The 20,569-nt window shown below is 53.5% G+C and carries 12 protein-coding genes, 1 tRNA gene and 1 pseudogene; 7 read left to right on the top strand and 7 right to left on the bottom strand.

The features are described 5' to 3' along the window. Window positions 1–12: 12 nt before the first annotated feature. A complete protein-coding gene (locus P406_RS18380) occupies window positions 13–1,143 on the bottom strand; it encodes a Fic family protein (RefSeq protein WP_046236954.1) in 1,131 nt (376 codons plus the stop codon). A gap of 560 nt (window positions 1,144–1,703) precedes the next feature. On the opposite strand from P406_RS18380, the gene P406_RS18375 reads away from it, so the two are divergent. Continuing rightward, window positions 1,704–5,744, top strand: a complete 4,041-nt coding sequence (locus tag P406_RS18375; RefSeq protein WP_046236953.1) for a Pls/PosA family non-ribosomal peptide synthetase — start codon at window positions 1,704–1,706, stop codon at window positions 5,742–5,744. Further along, window positions 5,741–6,373, top strand: a complete 633-nt coding sequence (locus P406_RS18370; RefSeq protein ID WP_046236952.1) for a 4'-phosphopantetheinyl transferase family protein — start codon at window positions 5,741–5,743, stop codon at window positions 6,371–6,373. The genes P406_RS18375 and P406_RS18370 overlap by 4 nt, the downstream gene beginning before the upstream one ends. Window positions 6,374–6,516: 143 nt before the next feature. Here P406_RS18370 and P406_RS18365 read toward each other — a convergent pair whose 3' ends face one another. Beyond that, entirely contained in the window at window positions 6,517–7,332 is an 816-nt protein-coding gene (locus tag P406_RS18365) for a formate/nitrite transporter family protein (RefSeq protein ID WP_046236951.1), read from the bottom strand. 441 nt (window positions 7,333–7,773) lie between these two features. Between P406_RS18365 and msrA the strand changes: the two genes are divergently transcribed. Next, window positions 7,774–8,280, top strand: coding sequence for a peptide-methionine (S)-S-oxide reductase MsrA (gene msrA, locus P406_RS18360; RefSeq protein WP_003316223.1), 507 nt, complete (start codon window positions 7,774–7,776; stop codon window positions 8,278–8,280). Window positions 8,281–8,808: 528 nt separating this feature from the next. Here msrA and P406_RS18355 read toward each other — a convergent pair. Together P406_RS18355 and P406_RS18350 are read right to left on the bottom strand one after the other, a co-directional pair. Next, on the bottom strand, window positions 8,809–9,405 hold the full coding sequence (locus P406_RS18355) for a hypothetical protein (protein ID WP_046236950.1): 597 nt from the start codon (window positions 9,403–9,405) through the stop codon (window positions 8,809–8,811). 681 nt (window positions 9,406–10,086) lie between these two features. Then, window positions 10,087–10,404 carry a hypothetical protein gene (locus P406_RS18350; RefSeq protein ID WP_370737609.1) on the bottom strand — a complete coding sequence of 106 codons (318 nt, stop codon included), beginning with the start codon at window positions 10,402–10,404 and terminating at the stop codon, window positions 10,087–10,089. 626 nt (window positions 10,405–11,030) lie between these two features. On the opposite strand from P406_RS18350, the gene P406_RS28055 reads away from it, so the two are divergent. From P406_RS28055 to P406_RS29010, 4 genes are read left to right on the top strand one after another with little or no spacing between them, the layout of a single operon-like run. Further along, the gene (locus tag P406_RS28055) at window positions 11,031–12,245 is read left to right on the top strand and encodes a DNA cytosine methyltransferase (protein WP_082100855.1); all 1,215 of its coding nucleotides are present in this window, start codon (window positions 11,031–11,033) and stop codon (window positions 12,243–12,245) included. Continuing rightward, window positions 12,245–13,252, top strand: a complete 1,008-nt coding sequence (locus tag P406_RS18340; protein WP_046236948.1) for a phosphoribosyltransferase-like protein — start codon at window positions 12,245–12,247, stop codon at window positions 13,250–13,252. The genes P406_RS28055 and P406_RS18340 overlap by 1 nt, the downstream gene beginning before the upstream one ends. Continuing rightward, window positions 13,249–15,258 (top strand): ORC-CDC6 family AAA ATPase, encoded by a 2,010-nt coding sequence (locus P406_RS18335; RefSeq protein ID WP_046236947.1) that lies wholly within the window; start codon window positions 13,249–13,251, stop codon window positions 15,256–15,258. Before P406_RS18340 ends, P406_RS18335 begins: the two co-directional genes overlap by 4 nt. Next, entirely contained in the window at window positions 15,258–16,262 is a 1,005-nt protein-coding gene (locus tag P406_RS29010; protein ID WP_144430823.1) for a hypothetical protein, read from the top strand. The genes P406_RS18335 and P406_RS29010 overlap by 1 nt, the downstream gene beginning before the upstream one ends. 388 nt (window positions 16,263–16,650) lie before the next feature. On the opposite strand, the pseudogene P406_RS18325 reads toward P406_RS29010, so the two are convergent. The 3 genes and pseudogenes from P406_RS18325 to P406_RS18315 form a co-directional block, all read right to left on the bottom strand. Then, window positions 16,651–17,670: pseudogene (locus P406_RS18325) on the bottom strand (site-specific integrase). Between the two features lie 167 nt (window positions 17,671–17,837). Continuing rightward, window positions 17,838–17,914 (bottom strand) — tRNA-Ile (locus P406_RS18320). Between the two features lie 15 nt (window positions 17,915–17,929). Further along, the gene (locus P406_RS18315) at window positions 17,930–20,416 is read right to left on the bottom strand and encodes a bifunctional diguanylate cyclase/phosphodiesterase (RefSeq protein ID WP_046236945.1); all 2,487 of its coding nucleotides are present in this window, start codon (window positions 20,414–20,416) and stop codon (window positions 17,930–17,932) included. Window positions 20,417–20,569: the final 153 nt, after the last annotated feature.

Raw genomic sequence — 20,569 nt, 5'->3', positions numbered from 1 at the left:
CTGTACAGGGTTCTACGGCAAGGGCAGATTGATCTGGTAGCGAGTGCTGCGGCCTCCACCGGGTAGGCGAACCAGGCAGTTTTTGGCAAGCAGATCACTTAAGTGGCGGGTAGCGGTGGCCTTCGAGACCTTCGCCGCTGCCTGATACTGCGCTGCGCTCAGACCGTTTTCAAAGCCACGCTCGCCGCCATCCAGTAGCCGATTCAGCACCTTGACCTGTTCGGCGCTCAGGTCGTTGTCGCGATGTAATTGCCAAAATCGCGTTTTGCCCAGTACTCGTTCTATATGAACCAAGGCGTTTTCAATGCTTTTCAACAATGTGCGCAGGAACCATTCCAGCCACTCGGTGATATCGGTCGTGCTTTTCTGACTGGTCTCCAGAACGTGGTAATAGCCGGCGCGGTCAGCAAGGATGCTGGCGGACATGGCAAACAGTCGTATGGCTTGCTGATCGCCCTGAGTCAGCGCCAGGTCTGTAATGGCCCGAGTCAGGCGACCATTGCCGTCGTCAAACGGATGCAGGGTTACAAACCAGAAATGCGCGATACCTGCCCGCACGAATGGATCGAGCGTCGGATCACTTTGACTGCTGGCAAACCAGTCGAGAAAATCGTCCAGCTGTTGCTCAAGTCCAGCCCGCGGTGGCGCTTCAAAATGCACGATGGGTCGATCAAGTCTCCCTGAGACCACTTGCATAGGTTCGTCGCTACGCAATTGACCGACCAGGATGCGAGCAGACACAAAGCTGTCCTCTTCCGGGAACAGCCAGCGATGCCAGGTACACAGACGTTGCAAGTCAAGTGGCTGATCATGACCACGTGTGGCGTCCAGCATCAGCTCGGCCAACCCCTCGCTGCGAGGGCTATGCTTGCCGTCATCGGCGATCCCCAGGCGGCGTGCCAGCGACGACCTGACAGAATCTGCATTCAGTCGCTCGCCTTCGATGGCGGACGAAGTGACGATATTCTGCAGCAGGGCATTCAAGCCCTCGCACATTTGCGCATCGCCACCCACTGCACGGCTCATACCCAGCAAGCGACCTTGAGCCTTGGCGCACGCTCGTATCAACGGTGCAAGGCGTTCTTCGCGCCAATGGAAGCGTGGCCAGTTCGGCTGTTGCCAGATCCAGAGATGTTCGGACATCGTATCTGCCTATGCAGTGAGCCGAATAAAAAGTTAATCGGCTCATGGAGTGAGCCGATTGTGGTGATTATTCGGCTCACCGTCCAGATGTGCTCATCGAGGCGGCACGGATTACGTGAGAGCTCATCACGGTCTGTGAGTCATTGAACCCGAAGTGTGAGGCGTCTGCTGTAACTCGCGCGGCAATGTGGAGGGTGACTCTCACACCGCATTCCTGATGGATCAACCGGACCGGCGTATAGCTGTAGCCCCGGACCAGGGCGCTGTTCAACGACCCCTGCTTTTGCTCATTGAGTTACAAGTCCGACACATGAACACCTGGTGGGCAATCCGCCACCTTCGTTTTGTTGTTCAAGATTCGTACAGCCAGCCTTTGCCATATTCGCCTTGCCAGCCTGTTCTCTTGCCTCGGTGAGAGCTGCAGCGCTCCAGCCAAAATGTATCAAAACGGACATATTCCGGACACGCAACCACCACAGAATTCGCGCCAATCGCTGACGGACCGGCTCATAACCAGAAAATCTCAGGCACCTCCTTCAGACGAGCTAATACCTGCTGCCATGAATAACCTGAACCTGTCGACGCTAGGCCAGAACGAACAATCGCTGGATGTGATTTACGGTCCTATTCAACCTGAGCTGCTACGTGAGGAAGTGCTGGCCGATCTGCTGGAAGCCAGTGCCCGGCGCAATCCGCAGCAAGTGGCATTGATCTTCGGCGAGCGTCAGATCAGTTATGGCGAGCTGGACCGGCAGGCCGATCAGGTGGCTTCTGCGCTGATCGATGCGGGTGTTCGTCCGGGGGATATCGTCGGTCTGTGGCTGCCACGCGGCATCGAGCTGCTGGTCATGCAGGCCGGCATAGCCAAGGCGGGCGCTGCCTGGCTGCCCTTGGATCAGGACACGCCGGTGGAGCGCCTGCAGATTTGCCTGGACGACGCCAGCGCAGTCGGGCTGGTTTCCTGTGATGCGTTGATGCCGGTGTTGGCCGATACCGGCTTGAAGGTGTGGACTGCCGAAAATCTGCTGAGGCCGAACGACGCAGCGTTGGTGCGCCGCAGTGGTGTGCTTCCCGACCATCCTGCCTATGTGATCTATACCTCCGGCTCTACGGGCAAGCCCAAGGGCATTCTGATTTCCCAGCGCAGCATCTGCCATTTTCTGCGCAGCGAGAACGCGATACTCGGCATTCGGGCCAGCGACCGGGTTTACCAGGGCTTTTCCGTGGCCTTCGACATGTCCTTCGAAGAAATCTGGATCGCCTATCTGGTGGGCGCGACGCTGTGGATAGGCCCGAAGGAAACCAGTGGTGACCCCGAAACCCTGCCGCGTTTGCTGAATGAGCAGCGCATCAGCGTGTTGCATGCGGTGCCCACTTTGCTGGCGCTGTTCAGCGAAGACGTTCCCGGCCTGCGCCTGATCAACCTGGGCGGCGAGATGTGCCCTGAATCGCTGGTCGATCGCTGGGCAACGCCGAACCGGCAGATGTTCAACACCTACGGCCCTACCGAAGCCACTGTATCGGCCAGCCTGGCGCGTCTGTCGCGTGGTCGCCCGGTGTCGATTGGCACACCGTTACCCAATTACGGGCTGTTGGTCATCGCCAACGATTCTGCGGTCGGGAGCACCCTGGCGCCCAGCCTGCTGCCGCGTGGTGAGGTCGGTGAGCTGTGCATTATCGGCCCCGGCCTGGCCGAGGGGTATCTTGGCCGACCGGACCTGACCCAGGAAAAATTCCTGCCGAACCCATGGTCCACCGGCTATCACGATGCGCGCTTGTATCGAACCGGCGATCTTGCCCGGATCGACGACGAAGGGCAGGTGCAGTGCCTAGGGCGGGCCGACGATCAGGTAAAAATTCGGGGCTTTCGTGTCGAGCTGGGCGAGATTGAATCGCTGTTGGCGCAACAGCCTAGCGTGGGCACCGTTGCCGTTCTGTTGCGCAACGAGGCGGGCGTTGATCAGCTGATTGCCTATCTGGTGAGCGACACCTCGACGCCTTCCGCATTCACGAGTCAGTTGCGCAAAACCCTGCAGGCGCAGTTGCCGCCGTACATGGTCCCGGGACACTTCGAATTGCTCGACAGCATGCCGCGCCTCACGTCCGGCAAAATCGACCGCAAAACGCTCAAGGCCCGGCCGTTGACGGTCGATGCCAAGGCCGCCAGCGCAGACTCTGATGTGGCGCAAACCGAAGGTGAGATTGCACTTTTTGCCGCGCTGAGCACGCTGTTCCCCGGCATGCCGATCCGTCGCGATGCGGACTTTTTTACCGATCTGGGTGGGCATTCGTTCTTTGCCGCGCGTTTGGCCTCGGCCCTGCGGGCCAACCCGCGCTTCGCCCAAGTCACGGTGCGCGACATTTACCAGCATCGGCGTATCGGGGCGATTGCCGAAGTGCTGGACCAGGCGCCACAAGAGGTGGACGCGCCGGTGGAGTGGACACCTCCGTCAGCCTGGCGTCGCTGGCGCTGCGGCGTGGCCCAGGCGCTGGCATTGCCGGTCATGGTCAGCCTGCGCATGACCCAATGGCTCGCACCGTTCTTTACCTACCACTTGCTCACCGGCTCGCCCGACGACTCTGTCGCGCTGGCCACTCTGGCGTCGATCTCGGTGTTTCTGATTGCCACCGTTCTGCAGTTTTTCATCGCGCTGGCAGCCAAGTGGCTGATCGTCGGCCGCCTTAAGCCTGGGATCTATCCGCTGTGGGGCGTTACCTACTTTCGCTGGTGGGCCGCAGACCGCATGGTCGAGTCGGCGCCGACTTATCTGCTGAGCGGCTCTTCACTTTATCCTCTGTGGCTGCGCGCACTGGGCGCGAAAATCGGGCAGGACGTGATTATCGGCGGGGCTACAGTACGGGCTCATGACCTGCTGGAAATCGGTGACGGGGTCAGCGTCGGCAACGGTGTCAGCTTCGAAAATGCGCGGGTTGAACGGGGCCAGTTGCATTTGGGGCGTATCGCCTTGCAGGACAATGCCTGTGTCGGCTCTTACGTGATCATGGAAGGCAATACGGCTGTAGGCCCGTGGGGGCATCTGGAAGCCCAATCGGCCATGGCCGATGGTCGGGAAGTTCCCGCTGGACGCATCTGGCAGGGCTCGCCAGCGCGTGATGTCGGCGCGTTCGATACGCTCGGTCAACCTGCGCGGCCTGTGACCAGCCCTGCGCGTTTGCGGGCAGAAAAACTGTTCTTCGCCTTCGGCGTACTGCTGATCGCGACGTTATTCTTCATCCCGGTCTTCCCGACCTTCTTCCTGATCGACTGGTTCGACACGCAGAACGTCTTGCCATGGTTCGAGGGCAGCGGACCACTGGGACAACTGGCGCGCTATTTCCTGATCGCCTTCCCGGCCAGTGCGGTGCTGATTGTCGCGACTGTTCTGGCGTCGGCGGCATTGCGCTGGCTCGTTTTCCCGCGCCTCAAACCGGGTCGTTATGAGGTGCACAGCAATACCTACTGCGCCAAATGGCTGATCAGCCAGATTCAGGAAGCGAGCCTCAACGTGCTGTCCGGCATCTACGCCACGGTGTATTCGCCCTTCTGGTATCGGCTGTTGGGCGCGAAAGTAGGGCGCGACGCCGAGATCTCCAGTGCACAGGGCGTCATCCCCGACATGCTGACCCTGGGCGATGAAACCTTTATCGCCGATGCGGTGATGCTCGGTGATGAGCGCATCGACGGCGGCTGGATGACCATGCAGCCCACGGTCGTGTCCCATCGCAGCTTTGTCGGCAACGGCGGATACATCGCGGACGGCACGGTACTGCCGGAAAACGTCCTGATCGGCGTCCATTCCTGCGCACCGCACAACAGCAAAATGGTCGACGGCGACACCTGGCTGGGCTCCCCACCGATCCACCTGCCGGCCCGCGAGCAGGTCAGTGGCGCTCCTGAATCGCTGACCTTCAAACCTTCACCACTGCGCCGCCTGGCCCGCGGCCTTGTCGAAGGCGTGCGCATCGTCACCCCGCACGCGGTAGTGATCGCCGTCGGCTACACGGTCATGCTTGACCTGATGCCACTCGCCGACGACGAGCGCTGGGGCGCGGTGCTGGCCTACCTTGCAGTGATCGGCGTGGCGTACAGCGTGGGTAACTTTCTGCTGATCGCGGCCCTGAAATGGCTGGTGATGGGCCGCTATCGCAAACGCGCTGACCCGATGTGGACGCCCTTCGTATGGCTTTCGGAGGGCATCACCAGTCTGTATGAAGGCATGGCCGCACCAAACTTCATGCGCTACCTGCGCGGCACGCCGTGGTTGCCGCTGGCGTTCAATGTGCTCGGCTGCAAGATTGGTCGCGGGGTTTACATGGACACGACCGACATCACCGAATTCGACTGCGTCAGCATCGGCGCAGACAGCGAATTGAACGCCGGCGCCTGCCCGCAGACCCACCTGTTCGAAGACCGAGTCATGAAGATCGACCACGTCAGCATCGGCCAGCGCGTGTACATGGGCCCACGCAGCGCCGTGCTGTACAGCGCCGTCGTCGGCAACGATGCGCACCTTGGCGCACTGACCCTGGTGATGAAGGGCGAACACATCCCTGCCGGCAGCCGTTGGGCTGGTTGTCCCGCGTCACCTGACAGGGCATGAAGTGCGGGGCGAGCTGGGCATTCGATGAAGATGGCCGGCTTGCTCCTCCAAAGCCTTTCCCTCGGCAGAATGTATTGCTGGTCAGCTGCGTTACCAGGCCGGGCTGTGCAAGGGATGAAGCCAGAAACCGCATTCGGACTTGCGTGCGTACCGCCGTGGAACAGTGGCTCGAATTGCCATCCGGGGCGATCACGTTCATCAGCGCCTCAGGTGTCGCGCCGCGACTGCTTATCGACGGGCTGCCGGAGCCCGGATTTTCCATCAGCCACGAAGCCGGATGCTCGCTGGCTGCCATCAATCTCCAAGGCGCAGTGGGCGTGGACTTGATGCAGGTTCAGGCGGTGCCAGACTGGCACGCTGTCGCGCAGGACTATCTGGGGGCTGATGTTGCTACCGGTCTGTCAAGCACGCCCGAGTCGGTTCGCCCGATTGCGTTCGCCAAGGCATGGTGCAGGCGCGAAGCTTTTTTGAAGTTGCATGGCTTGGCGCTTGAGGAGTGGACAGCCGAGGGCGGGCTGCAGGGTGTGGGGGTTGAGGTTGAATTGGGGGAGGGGATGGTGGGTGTGGTGGCGTTGAGTCAGGTTTTGATGGAGTACCCTAATCAGGCTGAGCGGCATGCGGCACCTTGATTGATCTCGTCCTCTGAGCTCAGGCGGTGCTCTCCGCTATTGGGGTTTGCGGCCTGTTGAGCCACATTGACACTCACCCCCCGCAGAACTTTCAGCTCTGCGGTCGTCATCTCTTCTCACCGCAGAGCTTATATGGCGTCAGATTATTCCGGTGCTTGCGCGCCGCTGGTCCTGGATAGCTCAGCAGGTCGTGTTGCCGCATTGAAGAAGGCCAAGTGATAGGCCAGGCCGACGAACACCGCGCCGCCCACCGCGTTACCCAAAAATACCGGAACGAAGTTGTCGCCGAACTGCGCCCAGCTCAAGGCGCCGGCAAAGATCGCTGCAGGAATGACGAACATGTTGGCGACGATGTGCTGAAAGCCGATCGCGACGAATGCCATCACCGGAAACCACATGCCGACCACTTTACCGATCACATCCTTGCTCGCGTAGCTGAGCCACACCGCCAGGCACACCAGCCAATTGCAGCCAATACCCGAGATGAAGGCCTGTTCAAAGCTGGCCCCCACCTTGGCATTGGCGATGGCCACGGTCTTGGCCATGAAGGCGCCTTCAGTCAGCCCCACCACATGGCCGAAACAATAAGCAACGAACAGCGCACCGATCAGGTTGGCCAGCGTCACCAGCACCCAGTTACGCACCAGCTGACCCAGGCCGATACGCCCGGCGAACAGCGCCATGGGCAGGCTCATCATGTTGCCGGTCAGCAACTCGCCGCCAGCCAGCACCACCAGAATCAGCCCGACCGGGAACACCACAGCGCCAAGCAGATTGCCCAGCGACGCCCACTCGTGCGGAATCATGGTGCTGACATGAATATCGAGAAGAAACCCGAGGGCAATGAACGCCCCTGCCAGAAAGCCCAGAATCATCAACGAAGACAGGCCCAGGTGGGCTTTCTTGACGCCGCTTTCGACGGCAATTTCAGCGATTTGCTGCGGGGTGTTCAAAGACATGGTGGGCTCGTGCGTGGTCGTGGGCTGAGCGTGGGGATTAAAAGCTCAAGCGGTGCGCGCATCTGTCGCACCGGGAAACAACGTTACGGAATGTTTCTGAGGATGGCTAATCGGATGTTTTGATCGGGTGATTGAGAGGGTCGATGACTGGGCAGGTTTGCGCGGGGATTGGGCTTATAGTTGTTTGGTTGGCAGGTTTGTAGTGGGTCGACTAAACCCGATCACTGAGTTGTCAGCGACCGAGCCATCTTGGAAACGCTGACTCAAGCGCTCAAGCCGGCGGATTCTGACGCAACTGCAGGCAAAGGAGCAAGGCGCCAAGGCTTCTGTAAAACGTTTACTCGTTTCGCAACACGATCCTGTTTTTTACTGCATCCGGCTTGGTATTGCCCGGCATCACCCCATAACTATCCCTGTCTCCATAAACCGCAAGGACAGACCATGACCAACCCAACCGAAACTGCCATCCTTGCCGGCGGCTGCTTCTGGGGCATGCAAGATTTGTTGCGAAGCTACCCCGGCGTGCTGCATACGCGAGTCGGCTACACCGGTGGTGACGTACCGAACGCCACCTACCGCAACCACGGCAATCATGCCGAAGCGATTGAGATCGTGTTTGACCCGGCGGTGATCAGCTACCGGCAGATTCTTGAGTTCTTTTTCCAGATCCATGACCCGAGCACGCCTAACCGGCAGGGCAATGATCTTGGGCCAAGTTATCGTTCGGCGATTTACTACCTGAGCGAACAGCAAAGGGATATTGCCGAAGATACCGCGGCTGACGTGGACGCCTCCAAGCTGTGGCCGGGGCGTGTGGTCACGCAAATCGAGCCCGCGAGTGAGTTCTGGGAGGCGGAGCCGGAGCATCAGGATTATCTGGAGCGGATACCGAACGGTTATACCTGCCACTTCATCCGGCCGAACTGGAAGTTGCCGAAGCGGGCTTGAACCTGAACCGCACCGGGAAAGGCTGGGATAGGGGGAGAGCGTAAAAGCTGACCTGTCCCTGTCATGCAGGCAGCTGTAGTGGTAATCAGACACTTCTATCTGGCGATATTCTCGCCTGAATGAGTGTCTGGAATCACTAGACCACTACAGGACTGTATCTGAGAGGACCTCACCAGAAACACAAAAGCCGCGCAGTGCGCGGCTTTGAGTATGGTGGGTCCACACGGACTCGAACCGTGGACCAAAGGATTATGAGTTGCCTAGAAACTCTGCAAGCTTAGTAAAACCACACATAGCTTAGCGTAAGTACACAAAGCTGAAAGCACCGTAAACCGTGGGTTTGGCGTAGTTTTTGGAAATCTGCGATAGGTCATTACTGTACCGCTGTTGTACCGGTACGCCGCTACCGCGTCACAAATCCGCCATGACATGGCTCAAGCCAATGACGCACTCACTGCAATACCTCTCGCTAGCTTGTCGAAGCGCATGGGGGAAGTAGAAAATTCCTCTTTTCCCGTCTCATACTGCTTAGCAGCCAAGCTCAGGGTTTGATGCATAGGCTTGTGAAACGAGCAGGAGTGATTTGGAAGCAACGGCATAGGTAACTGCCAAGCCCGTTATCATGAATGTTAAGAACCACATCATGTTGTTAATAGAGGCTGGGTCCATAAGGTTTGTCACGCCAATCATCACCATCCCGTAAAGCAGTGGAATCGATGAGAGGCATAGCGCAAGCTTGGTTAATCTTTCGAGCATAAAAATAAATTCAGTCCGTTTATTGCAGCGAGACGAGTCTTTAGCGGACTTCAGTGCCAGCCTGCTGCGAATCAGATCGTAAACTGCAGCTGCGCCGCCTACAAAACAAACCCAAGCCATGGGGTCGTTCAGCATGAACTTAGACTGAGATCCAAAAAAATAAAGGACGAGGTAGCCTGCAGGTGCAATCAGGAGGAAAAACACCACACCATAGATGTCGAAAGCTGCTTCGATGAACTTTTTCTTAATATCTCCCTCTAGTTTTTGGCTGATACGCCAATACATCAGAGGCGTGAATAGGATTACTATTAAAAAGGCAAAGGCGGTCAAGACTTGGACCCAATCTTTGGCATAAAAACTTTCAAACATTCAGGCTGCTTCCTTACAGTCATATAACAAGGAGTACATGTGGGTTTTACGCCACTTTTTGTCGCATCAGGGCCCCGATCCACTGAATCCCTGTTCGTACAGAGCAGAACATTCAAAAAAAATGGTACGGGTCTTTTTTAATCCAACAACTAGTCGAAATGATCCTGAAATTTTAAAGCAGACCACCAAGTCGTCTGATTATTCCAATCTCATCAGGCTATGGGATTTACCGCTTATTTCAGCCACTTGTACAAACGATAACCACTATACCCGGCAACCGCAATTGCAGCCGCAGGCCAAGCTGCTGCGCTGGCCACAGCCATAACGCCTGCGGCCATTCCACCTCCACCCGCAGCGACGGCACCTCCTCCGAGCGTGGCTAGCGCGGAGCTGGTTGCTGCCGCACCGGTCAGGCCTGCCGCATTCGCAGCAGCAACAGCTCCACCATAAACTATCGAAGCATTGGCTATGCCAGCTGCCGCACCAGTGGCGATGGCAGAACCCGCTGCTGTTTTATCACCTATTTCCATGTGGTCACCAAATCTGATTTGCTTGGAATTCTGATGATAGCATTATGATGCCATTTTGGGGATGCATCCGATTTCGGCGGATAGCCAACCCTCAGCTTTTTCGGATAGCCCTCATCGTTGTATCACGCCGTCGGAGGCTATCTGCGTCTCTTTATGGGAGTTGTTCATCACCGTCTTCATCGAGGAATGTCTGAAACCATTCACAACGATTACGCAAAAGCTCACCCACCCAGAGCGCCCCAAAAGAAGTTGGCGGTAACAGCAATTGCCACCGCCGCGCTGTGCAGAACCACCGGCAGCAAAGTCCGCCTGTCTGAATCCTCGCCACAGAAAAAATCATGCCTAGGGTAAGCATCAACGCGTGTGTGGGCCAGAAATCGTAGCGGCCTAAGTGCGCGTACATAAACCAGATTGATGAAAGGGTCACTGCCACAGTAGCTATCAAGAAATTTTGCTTGAACGGCAGCATGCCAAGGATGAACTGCCTGAATGCAATTTCCTCCATGGTAGGGTGGCAGGATTAGTAATGAGAGGATCATAAGCAGGTACTGCGGCTCGCTTTTGCCAAATCCGAGTCCTTGCATCGACAGCTCTCTGGCGAAGCCGAGAAAAACGGAGCTCCCTATACTGGCTGCGTAAGCTGCTAACACCCATACAAGACCATCAGAACTTGGATCGCTGGGATTCAAATATTAGGTTCGCAAAAGGCTGGTGCTTTTGATTGGTGGCGATGACGTTAGGTTGGGTGCCCGCTACTCTCAGCCAGCTCATACCCTTGATGAGTAATCCAGAAAAGCCCAACATGCCGATCAGTTGCTCGAATGCGGCGCGCCATATGAGCAGGCGCGATTCGAATGGGTGGTTGTGGCGGTATCGGCAATGGGGGCGTGATGCTGCGCCGGCACGCGGCGGCTACAGATTATCGGGCCAGGCGCTTATCTGATGGGGATGGACGCTGTGCCACCGTCTGTATCATATGGCCAGCGATTTGAGTGGGCCCCATCATGACATCTCGGTATACTCATAACTGGTCCCGGAGAAACTGACGGGGGTTGGCGGCTCCACGCGCCGCTTACGCCGATAACTGAATCACAAATGACAGCAAACGCTCAATCTACAGAAGCTAGGCCTCTCCGATTCATTAGCTTGTTTTCAGGCTGTGGCGGGCTTGATTTAGGATTCATTCAGGCCGGATTCACGCCTGTCGCTGCCTTCGATATCTGGCCGCTTGCGGTCGAAAACTACCATAATAATATTGGTGATCACGCTCATATTTGGGATCTTTCGAACGGAAGGCTTCCACATAAGATTGATTGCGACGTCGTCGTGGCTGGTTCTCCATGTCAGGGTTTTTCGACGGTGGGGAAGAGGAATCTAGACGATCCAAGAAATCACTTGCTTCAGGCTGCCGTTAAGATAGCGATTGGAGTGAAGCCAAAGATAATGGTTTTTGAAAACGTATTAGGGATTCTGCAAGGCGATCATAAAGAATACTGGAACCTCGCGCATAAAAAGCTCAATTCAGCAGGTTACAAAACAGATACGTTAATACTAGACGCTCGTAATGTAGGTACGCCCCAGTCTAGAAAGCGCGCTTTTTTAATTGCGTGGAAGAAAAGTATTTCAGTAGACGTTGAGGTAGAGCCTCGTGAGGCTGTCCATTTAATGGACACTCTCAGCGGAGTTTCGATGCTCCCAAATCATGAGCCAAAGTCTTTCAGTATTGACTCCAGTGAGTACGAGATAGCAAAAAAAATTCTACCTGGACAAAAGCTATGTAATGTTAGAGGAGGGAGCGCATCTGTTCATACCTGGGACATCCCGAACGTTTTTGGTCAAGTTACTAAAGATGAAAAAGAAGTATTGCTCAGCATTATGAAACTGCGTAGACGCATTCGAAGGAGGAGTTTCGGTGATGCGGATCCTGTTACTCCTAAAGATGTTTATCTGGATCTAAAAAGAAAAGTAAGTGATGATATTAATTCGCTTATTAATAAAGGTTATTTGCGAAAATTTGAGTCGTATGTAGATCTGAAAAATACGTTTAATGGTAAATATCGCAGGCCAGCAGTTGACGGTGCATCCTATACGGTGGATACACGGTTTGGAGATCCCCGATGTTTTCTCCATCCTGTTGAACATCGGGGCTTTAGTGTGCGCGAGGCAGCTAGGGTTCAAGGATTTCCGGATAGTTACGTGTTTCATGGCCCTATACAAGAGCAGTTTCGATTGGTTGGCAACGCAGTCCCCCCGAGTATGGGGTTGGTAATAGGGAATATGGTCAGTAAAGCACTTTCAGGGAAGCCATGATGGCGAACACTCTTGAGATAATCGAAAAACTACAAAGAGATCAGCATCCTACTGATAATAATAGAGCGTTGCGCGCGAGCCGGTTGCGTGGTCAATACGAGACCTTGGCTACACATTTATTTCATCAATTCGAGCCAACAAAGAAAATTTCGCAGCGGATCAGCCGAGACTTTATGATTCGGCTAGAGTCTTGGCTCGCGTGCTTTGAAAGTGATGAAGATCGTTGGATTGCTTTTAGATCTATTGAATACCTTTTCTTTGTGGGGCAGCAAGAGTTTGAAGAACTTTACCGTTGCGCCTATGAGCACATCATTAAACCGTGGTTAACGGATATTGCAGGAATCGATATCTTTAGTGATGACGCAGTTGAACAGCTAGTGGGAGAGTTGAAAGCAACTTGGCCGTGCCCTGTTACAGATAGTTTAAGAATTAACAGCTTTCTTCATATAACCGGGCTTGAAGGGCAAAGTATTCGACCTGACTGGTTGAGCTTAAAAGAACTTGCGACTGCTGAGAAGATAGATGCTTACAGAATAAAAAAAGGAATAAAGTACCTTGTGTTAATTGAGGACTTTGTAGGCTCTGGTGGTCAGCTATGCCGTGCATTAAAATTCGCGTCAGAAAATTTTAAAGGTCCAATCTTAATAATACCATTGATTATTTGTGCTCCCGGAGATAGGGAAGTCAGAGCGGCAGTTGAAAAACTCAAAAATGAAAATCTTCATTATTATCCGGTTTCAGTGCTTAGTGATTCATGCCTGATTTCAAAAGATCCAACTGATGGTGAGCCCTCACTTTTTTCAAAACTGAGAAATGTGCTAAAGACAGGTTATGAGAAAATGGATTGCCTTCTTGACGGAAATGAGTTTGGGTGGAAAGAGATAGGCAGTCTTGTAGTTATGTATAGTAATTGCCCAAATAATACGCCTCCTATATATCACCAGGCGAGTAGCACGTGGACGCCTATCTTTCCACGCTCTGAAAGAGAACTGAAGGTTACAAAATGAATAGATTTGATAATCCATTTCATGATCTTTGGGTTACGGAGATTCTGGCTCCTGACGAATTTGTTAAGATGTTTAGCCCTGTTGTCGCTTCTCATTCTGAAGAGCTATTCGGTACTGGAAATGTTGTGATAAAAGGTCGCCAAGGCAGTGGCAAAAGCATGTTGTTGAGTCTGCTAAATACGCGCACCCGAGTTGCATATGCTCGTTCCGGCGCCAAATATCCCGCGCCGAACAGTTATAAGTCTTTCATCGCAGCAGGTATTCATCTAATCAGAGATAATGCCAGGATTGTCGCGTCAAGATTGTCTGAGCTACCTTCTGAAAAGCGAAGAGATTGGGCAGCTACTACATTTGCTGACTATGTAAATTACATACTTATTCAAGATTTAATCGCAAATGTTAAGTACCTTGCGAACGAGCAGGCTAAAGATGATGTATTAAAGTCGGAGTTGCCAGTTAAATGGACCAATCATACCCAAGAAAAATTGACAAAATGTCTTAAGGATTCTTCCGCGTGGTATGGTTATTTAGATGACTGCGTAAGTTTTGATGCGGTCGAAAAGAAAATTAACAACCGAATTACGGAGTATCGTAAATACTTCAACTTTAATACGGATAGCCTGGCGGCTGATGTAGAGTCAACCAAAACAGATATCGGTGAGCCAACAGCCGTACTTGCAGATGCATTAAGACAGGCGGGGGTGATTTCGCATCAAACTCTTGTTTATCTGCGAATAGATCAGCACGAAGAGTTATATGAGCTCGAAAAAACGTCTGGAAACGCTAGGGTTTTCCGTCAAGTAATTAATAGAGCATTAGCTATGCGAGACGGCCGAGTGGCATATCGCGTTGGCACAAGACACTATGCATGGGGTTCTGATGTAACCATTTGGGGCAGTGGCGCTCATTTAGAAAATATGAGGGACTACTCAATAATCGATATTGACGAAATATTAAAGAGGCATGAAAAATCGTCTCTGGGGATTTCCTTCAATGACTTTGCTGGGGATGTATTTAAACGTAGGTTGACTGCTTACGGCTTTGATCTGGCCCCAAATAATTTAAATTTATTAAGAGCTGTTTTTGGAAAAACTTTAACACCTGCGCAGCGCGCAAGAATCTACGTAAAAGAAAAACCATTTAGCCTAAATATTCCTTCAGAGTGGTCCGCTGAATGGAGGAAAACTATAGCTGGATTATGGGAGGTCGATCCACTGGCTGCCAAGCTAAGCGAGGTATGGCTTCGACAAAAACAACAACAAAAGGAAAAGGTTTATCTCTCTACAACAGTCGAATTGCCTCTTGTTTGGAAGGACCGGCCCTACTGGATTAAAGAGCGGAATGAGGCAGCTTTGATTCAGCTTGCAGGAGACGCAAAAGAAATGCTTATTTGGAGTGGTGATCGCCACATTCTTGATTTGTCTGGATGGAATATTCTTGCGTTTATGACGATTTGCCGAGCTATCTGGGCCGCGTGGCTTAGGAGTACTCCAGATGAAGAGCTCCAGAAAACCAATCTGCCAGAAATAAGTATGGATAAACAAGTTATTGGTATATATGAAGCCAGTAGAATTTGGGCGGATAAATTAAGAGAGGGCGCAGATGGTGATAAAAGGCTCTCTTTCATAAATTCTCTCGGAGCTTGGCTATCAACATCGATCCGTAACGATCGTTCTCTCTCGTATCCTGGTCATACTGGCTTCTCGATATTCAAAAGAGATTTTGAGAAATCGCTACCGGTTACTGATTTGTTGAAAAGCTGCCGTGATCAAGGTGATTTAATTGAGTCGGAACATACTACGAAAAGTCTAGATGGGATTCCGCGTATAAAATGGTACTTGAATCCATTGCTTTGTCCATATTTCCGCATTCCACATGTTCGTACGAAAGAGCCAATCTATACTACGCTTGCTGAATTGAACGATATTTTAGTCGGAAACTCTCCAAGTACAAGAGTCAAAAACATTGAAGATTTTGATCCGCCAATTCAGAGCGAGCTTTTTTGATGGACTTGCCCAATACCAAAATAAATCCTTGGGGTAATATTGAGTGGCTCCTGCCCAAAATCGGAGTAACTGAGTGGAAAGGTGTTTTTTGTGCCTCTTTCGAACCAAGGTGTACAGCTGTAGCGGAGTGGCTTTCTACTAGCAATTTTCTAGGTGATAACATTTGCCTAAGGATTAAAGATCCTGAAAGTCGTTATTCAGAGGAAATAGAGAGGATTACAGATGTTCACGAGGCAGCCTTAGCAAAGCATTTGGAGAAACGTGTTGAAATGGTTCAGGAAGACCTCCTTGCTGAACCTGGGGTTTGGTACAAAATGGTGAATCAGATTGCTTCGCAGTCTGAAGTTTCTATACTGTTGGATATCAGCTCACTCCCTAAGAGATTTTTCCTTTTTGCGGTAAAGCGCTTGATGTCGTTGCCTAACGTAAAAGATCTGGTGATTTGTTATACAAGACCAGAAGGCTACAAAGAGGGGCAATTCACTGAGGATGCAGAGCCTCCAGCAGCTCTACCCGGATTCGGTCGGATTAACGAAAGCTCTGGCGACTCAACGGTAATTGTCAGTGTTGGCTATATGGCTTTCAATCTTGCCGAGCTGCTAGAGCAGAATAGAGGCAAGTCTCCAAAGTTCATATTTCCGTTTCCACCTGGTTCTCCAGGATTCAGGAGAAGCTGGAAGTTGCTTCATGAGCTCGCACCTGCATTGGATCGGCAAACCGAGATCAAGAGAATTCATGCAATGGATTTATTTGCAACTATTGACTGGATACGCACTACGTGTCGAGAAACGACTCGTAATATTGATTTTATTCCACTCGGTCCGAAACCGCACGCCCTTGCAATGGCTCTCGCTTTTCCTGAGTTTTCGGATAGATCAGAAATTCTTTACTCTCAACCTAGACTATATCATCCTAATTACTCTTATGGCGTATTAAAAAATGCCAAAGGTCTACCTGATATTACCGCCTATTGTTTGAAGCGAAATTATATAAGTTATGTATAGATCTTGGGCTTCAGTGATGACCAGTTGCTGTGCTTGGCTCAGAGATGACTGTAACGAATGGCAGCTCCTGATGAACTCTGTTGAAAAAAGTCGGGCGCAGCTTTTACGGCAAAAAAGTATGCGCCTGAGATTTAAATCTGAAATCACCGGATAGGTATTCGGACTCAGATTTCACGTAGCCGCGTATTGAAAAGGCGCTTTCACCGATCAGCCCGATGACGACTTGAGAAAGCGACCTTTTCAATATAGTCGGTCGGTTCGTGACAGTGATGAAGAGACGTTTCGGGTCGTTCTGTGTATGGCATGGCCAAAATGAGCATCGAAAATCTTAGGCGAGTGACTTCTCTAGTCGACTAAAACCGTTGTGTAAGTTCGAGCAGTTATCCAATCAGGATTTTCTTGCCTCTAGCTTATCCAATTTGCCCACCAGACCCTCATCTCGCAGGTGCGTGTAGCGCTTGAGCATTTGCATCGACTTATGCCCGCTGATGCCTGACACCTCCTGATCAGAAATACCTCCCTCTACTAATCGACTGACTGCTTCATGGCGAAGGTCATGAAAGCGAAGGTCAGGAATCCCCAGCTTGGTCTTCAGCTTGCCCCAGGTTTTAGTGAAGGCATATGCGCTGCGCTTACCCTCTTTGGCAGGCTCCCCAAAAAACACCAAGTCGCAATCGTTTGATCGAATAGGGTTGCTCATCGCCAGTTGGAAGGTGTCAGTGGCTAACCGGGTTGGCGGCACGGTGCGAGCGCTATCATTTTTTGTGTCAGATAGGCGTACCACGCGCTTTTTCAGGTCAACCTGATGCCGGCGCAACAATGTTATCTCTGACGAGCGCATGCCTGTCTCCAAGGCGATTCGAACAATCCAACTGGGATTACTGTGAACATTTACTGCAGCTAGCAACCGACGCTCCTCTTCGGCAGATAGGCGCCGATCTCTGCCTTCGCCGGGGCTTGGCTTGCGGATGTTCAGCACTGGGTTGAAGCTTAACCCCAGCCCCCACTCCTAAATGGCCACGGTGTACAGATTGCTCAGAAGGGCCAGCTCCAGACGCACGGTGTTGTTGCTCGTTGGCTTGCCCCGACTGGTGATTGATGCCCGACGCGTAGCTCTGTAATTAGCGATGATTTCTGCAGAGAGCGCTGCCATCGAGTATTTGCCCAGATGGATGATCAATTATTGAGCCTTGGTTGTCTCAGCGCGCTGGGTCGTCGGTTTCTTCGTTGGGCTGATCTCTGCCAGTTAGCGTTTCAAGGCCATGACCAGAGTCATTCGCTCGGAGCCACTTCGCTGGATGTACACGCCTCTGACCATTTCATCTTCTGTGCGACGGGCCCAGTCTTCGGCATCGCGCTTTGTACGAAAGGTCTTAGCATTGGCGGGCCAGCCGGTTTTCCGCACCAAGGCTTTTCAGATGCCAGCGTGTGTTTTGACGATGGTGGTCATGTTATTTCGTCTCCAAAAACGTACCGTTGCTTTGGCACTGTACTGATTTTGTACCTGTGGACCACATGGCGTGTCCATATTTTTGGCAGACAGCAAAAAGCCGCGCAATGCGCGGCTTTCAAAGGTGGTGGGCCCACACGGACTCGAACCGTGGACCAAAGGATTATGAGTCCTCTGCTCTAACCAACTGAGCTATGGGCCCTCAGTAGGTCGCGGATTATAACGGCGGTTTCGCGGCTGTGCTATCCGAAAAGTCCGAAAGATTCATAAGAAGAAATCTCTCGCAGAATTCTTCGGCGTCGAGGGGCAGGCTGACGATGTAGCCCTGGATCTGTTCGCAGCCTTCGCTGGTCAGAAATTGCTGCTGTTCGCTGTTCTCAACGCCCTCGGCGATCACGGTCAGTTGCAGGCTGCGCCCCAGGGCGATGATGGCGCGGACGATGGCGGCGTCGTGGGTGTCTTCGGGCAGGCCGCGGACGAAGGACTGGTCGATCTTGAGGATGTCCAGTGGCAGGCGTTTGAGGTAGCTCAGTGAGGAGTAGCCGGTGCCGAAGTCGTCGATCGCCAGTTGCACACCGAGTGTCTTCAATTGGTGCAGCACGGCCAGCGCTTCCTGAGTCTGGCTCATGATGAAGTTTTCGGTGATCTCCAGTTGCAGGCAGCCGGGTTCCAGGCCGTTGTCCGTGAGCAGCTGTTCGATGCGTTCCAGCAGGTTGGTCTGGCGCAGTTGCGCGCCTGCCAGGTTCACCGACAGCGGGCCGAACGGCTGACAGCTCCTGCGCCATACTCCCATCTGGCGGCAGGCCTGCTCCAGCACCCAGTCGCCGATCTGCAGGATCATGCCGTTTTCTTCCGCCAGGGGAATGAAGTGCTCGGGCGGCACTTCGCCAAAGGTCGGGTGGTTCCAGCGGATCAGGGCTTCTGCGCCTGCCAGTGTCTGGGTCGTCAGGTTGATTTTGGGCTGGTAGGCCAGTGTCAGTTGATTGCGCTCCAGGGCTCGTCTCAGTTCCTGCTCGAGGGCGATGCGCTCGCTGGCCTGCTCACTGAGGTCGCAGGTATAGCTTTCGACCCTGTTGCGGCCTTTTGCCTTGGAGCGGTACATCGCCGCGTCGGCATTTTTGACCAGCGTGGCTACGTCTGTGCCGTCGGTGGGGAACACGCAGCTGCCAATGCTGGGGCTGATGTAGAGCTCATGTTCGCCAGCCTCGAAGGGCGTGTTGAAACAGGCCAGTAATTTATTGGCGATGGCCTGTGCGTCGCTGGCTTGCAGCAGGCCCGGCAGCAGAACGATGAACTCGTCGCCGCCCAGGCGTGCGACGGTGTCGATGTCGCGCAGGGTCTCCTTGAGCCGGTGTGCGATGCCTTTGAGCAGCAGGTCGCCGACCGGGTGGCCCAGGCTGTCATTGATGTGCTTGAAGCGATCCAGATCGAGGAACAGAACTGCACCGAGGCTGCCGGATTCTTCGCTGTGCAGCAGGGCGGCTTGAAGCCTGCTCTCGAACAGTATTCGGTTGGGCAGGCCGGTGAGCGGGTCATGATGGGCCTGATAGTCGAGGCGCGCCTGGGCGTGTTTGAGGCTGGAAATGTCGGCGAAGACGGCGACGAAGTGGGTCAGGAAGTTGTCTTTGTTGCGCACGGCACTGATGGTCAGCCAGCTCGGGTAAAGCTCGCCGTTCTTGCGGCGGTTGCTGATTTCGCCCTGCCAGTGGCCCTCGGCTGTCAGTTGGTGCCACATCGAGGCATAGAACGCGCTGTCATGTTGGCCGGAGGCAAGCAGGCGAGGGGTCTGCCCGATGGCTTCACTTTCGCTGTAGCCAGTGATTTCCGTGAACGCGCGGTTGACGGCGCTGATGCTCTGGTCGGTATTGGTGATGAGCACACCCTCGGCAGTGCTCTCGAAAACAGTCGCCGCGAGATGCAGTTTCTCCTGCATTTGCCTGCTTTCGGTGATATCCCGTGTAATCGTCAGCAGACAGTCTTCACCGGCAATGATGAGGGGTTGAGAGGACAGTTCGCACAGTCGAACATCGCCATTGTTGTTACGAATCCGGACCCGCATATCCCTGACGAAACCATGCTGTTTCATTTGCTCGATGAGCATTGAACGCTCGCTCAGGTCAACCCAGATACCCAGGTCGAATGTCGAGTGGTCAAGGCAATACTCTTCGCTGTACCCGGTCAAGCGGCAGAACCCTTCGTTGACCTCCAGCAGCATGCCGTCCTGCTGCCGGGTAATCGCCATCCCGTCAGGCGAGGCATGAAAGGCTTTGGCGAACTTCTCTTCGGAAAGCTGTAATTGTTGTCGGGCCAGTTTGAGCTGGGTGATGTCACGCACTATCACCAGCACGGCAGGTATCGGGCTATGCTCGAACGGTTGGGCGGACATGAGCCCTGAAAAGGTTTCGCCGTTCTTGCGCCGAAAGGGTATCTCCAGATTATGGATATCGCCGGTCTGCAATTGCAGCAGGACTTTTGGGCCGATGCCTGGGACTGCCCATAGATTCAGTTCTGTCGGTGTCTTGCCAATCACTTCATCAAGGGGGATGCCGGTTCGCTCTACGAACGCCTCGTTGGCATCCATGATGTGTCCGTCGGCAAGGCTGACGATCAGCATGGCATCCGGGCATTGAGCGAAGATCGAGGCGAATTTTCCCTCGGACAGGCATGACGCTTCCCGGTCACTGTTTTTGATTACTCCACGCATATGCGGCTTACGTCCGTGTCTGACTATCGCTGATGATGGTGTGGCGTAACCTTGTAACTTCAATGATCCAAGGCTTGGTTCGAAAGGCGTTGGTGTCTGGTGTGATACATAGTTGTAGGTCAATTTTTCAGGAGCTGCAATTAGACTGATGTC

Source organism: Pseudomonas syringae pv. coryli str. NCPPB 4273 (assembly GCF_000972175.1).
Taxonomy (GTDB): Bacteria; Pseudomonadota; Gammaproteobacteria; order Pseudomonadales; family Pseudomonadaceae; genus Aquipseudomonas; species Aquipseudomonas syringae.
This window is presented reverse-complemented; position numbering and strand designations above follow the sequence as displayed.

Coding starts and splice junctions, on each gene's coding strand:
- P406_RS29010 (WP_144430823.1), top strand. CDS start 15,258: ATGGACTTGCCCAATACCAAAATAAATCCTTGGGGTAATATTGAGTGG.
- P406_RS18340 (WP_046236948.1), top strand. CDS start 12,245: ATGGCGAACACTCTTGAGATAATCGAAAAACTACAAAGAGATCAGCAT.
- P406_RS18370 (WP_046236952.1), top strand. CDS start 5,741: ATGAAGTGCGGGGCGAGCTGGGCATTCGATGAAGATGGCCGGCTTGCT.
- P406_RS18375 (WP_046236953.1), top strand. CDS start 1,704: ATGAATAACCTGAACCTGTCGACGCTAGGCCAGAACGAACAATCGCTG.
- P406_RS18365 (WP_046236951.1), bottom strand. CDS start 7,332: ATGTCTTTGAACACCCCGCAGCAAATCGCTGAAATTGCCGTCGAAAGC.
- P406_RS18380 (WP_046236954.1), bottom strand. CDS start 1,143: ATGTCCGAACATCTCTGGATCTGGCAACAGCCGAACTGGCCACGCTTC.
- msrA (WP_003316223.1), top strand. CDS start 7,774: ATGACCAACCCAACCGAAACTGCCATCCTTGCCGGCGGCTGCTTCTGG.
- P406_RS18350 (WP_370737609.1), bottom strand. CDS start 10,404: ATGCTGCCGTTCAAGCAAAATTTCTTGATAGCTACTGTGGCAGTGACC.
- P406_RS28055 (WP_082100855.1), top strand. CDS start 11,031: ATGACAGCAAACGCTCAATCTACAGAAGCTAGGCCTCTCCGATTCATT.
- P406_RS18335 (WP_046236947.1), top strand. CDS start 13,249: ATGAATAGATTTGATAATCCATTTCATGATCTTTGGGTTACGGAGATT.
- P406_RS18315 (WP_046236945.1), bottom strand. CDS start 20,416: ATGCGTGGAGTAATCAAAAACAGTGACCGGGAAGCGTCATGCCTGTCC.
- P406_RS18355 (WP_046236950.1), bottom strand. CDS start 9,405: ATGTTTGAAAGTTTTTATGCCAAAGATTGGGTCCAAGTCTTGACCGCC.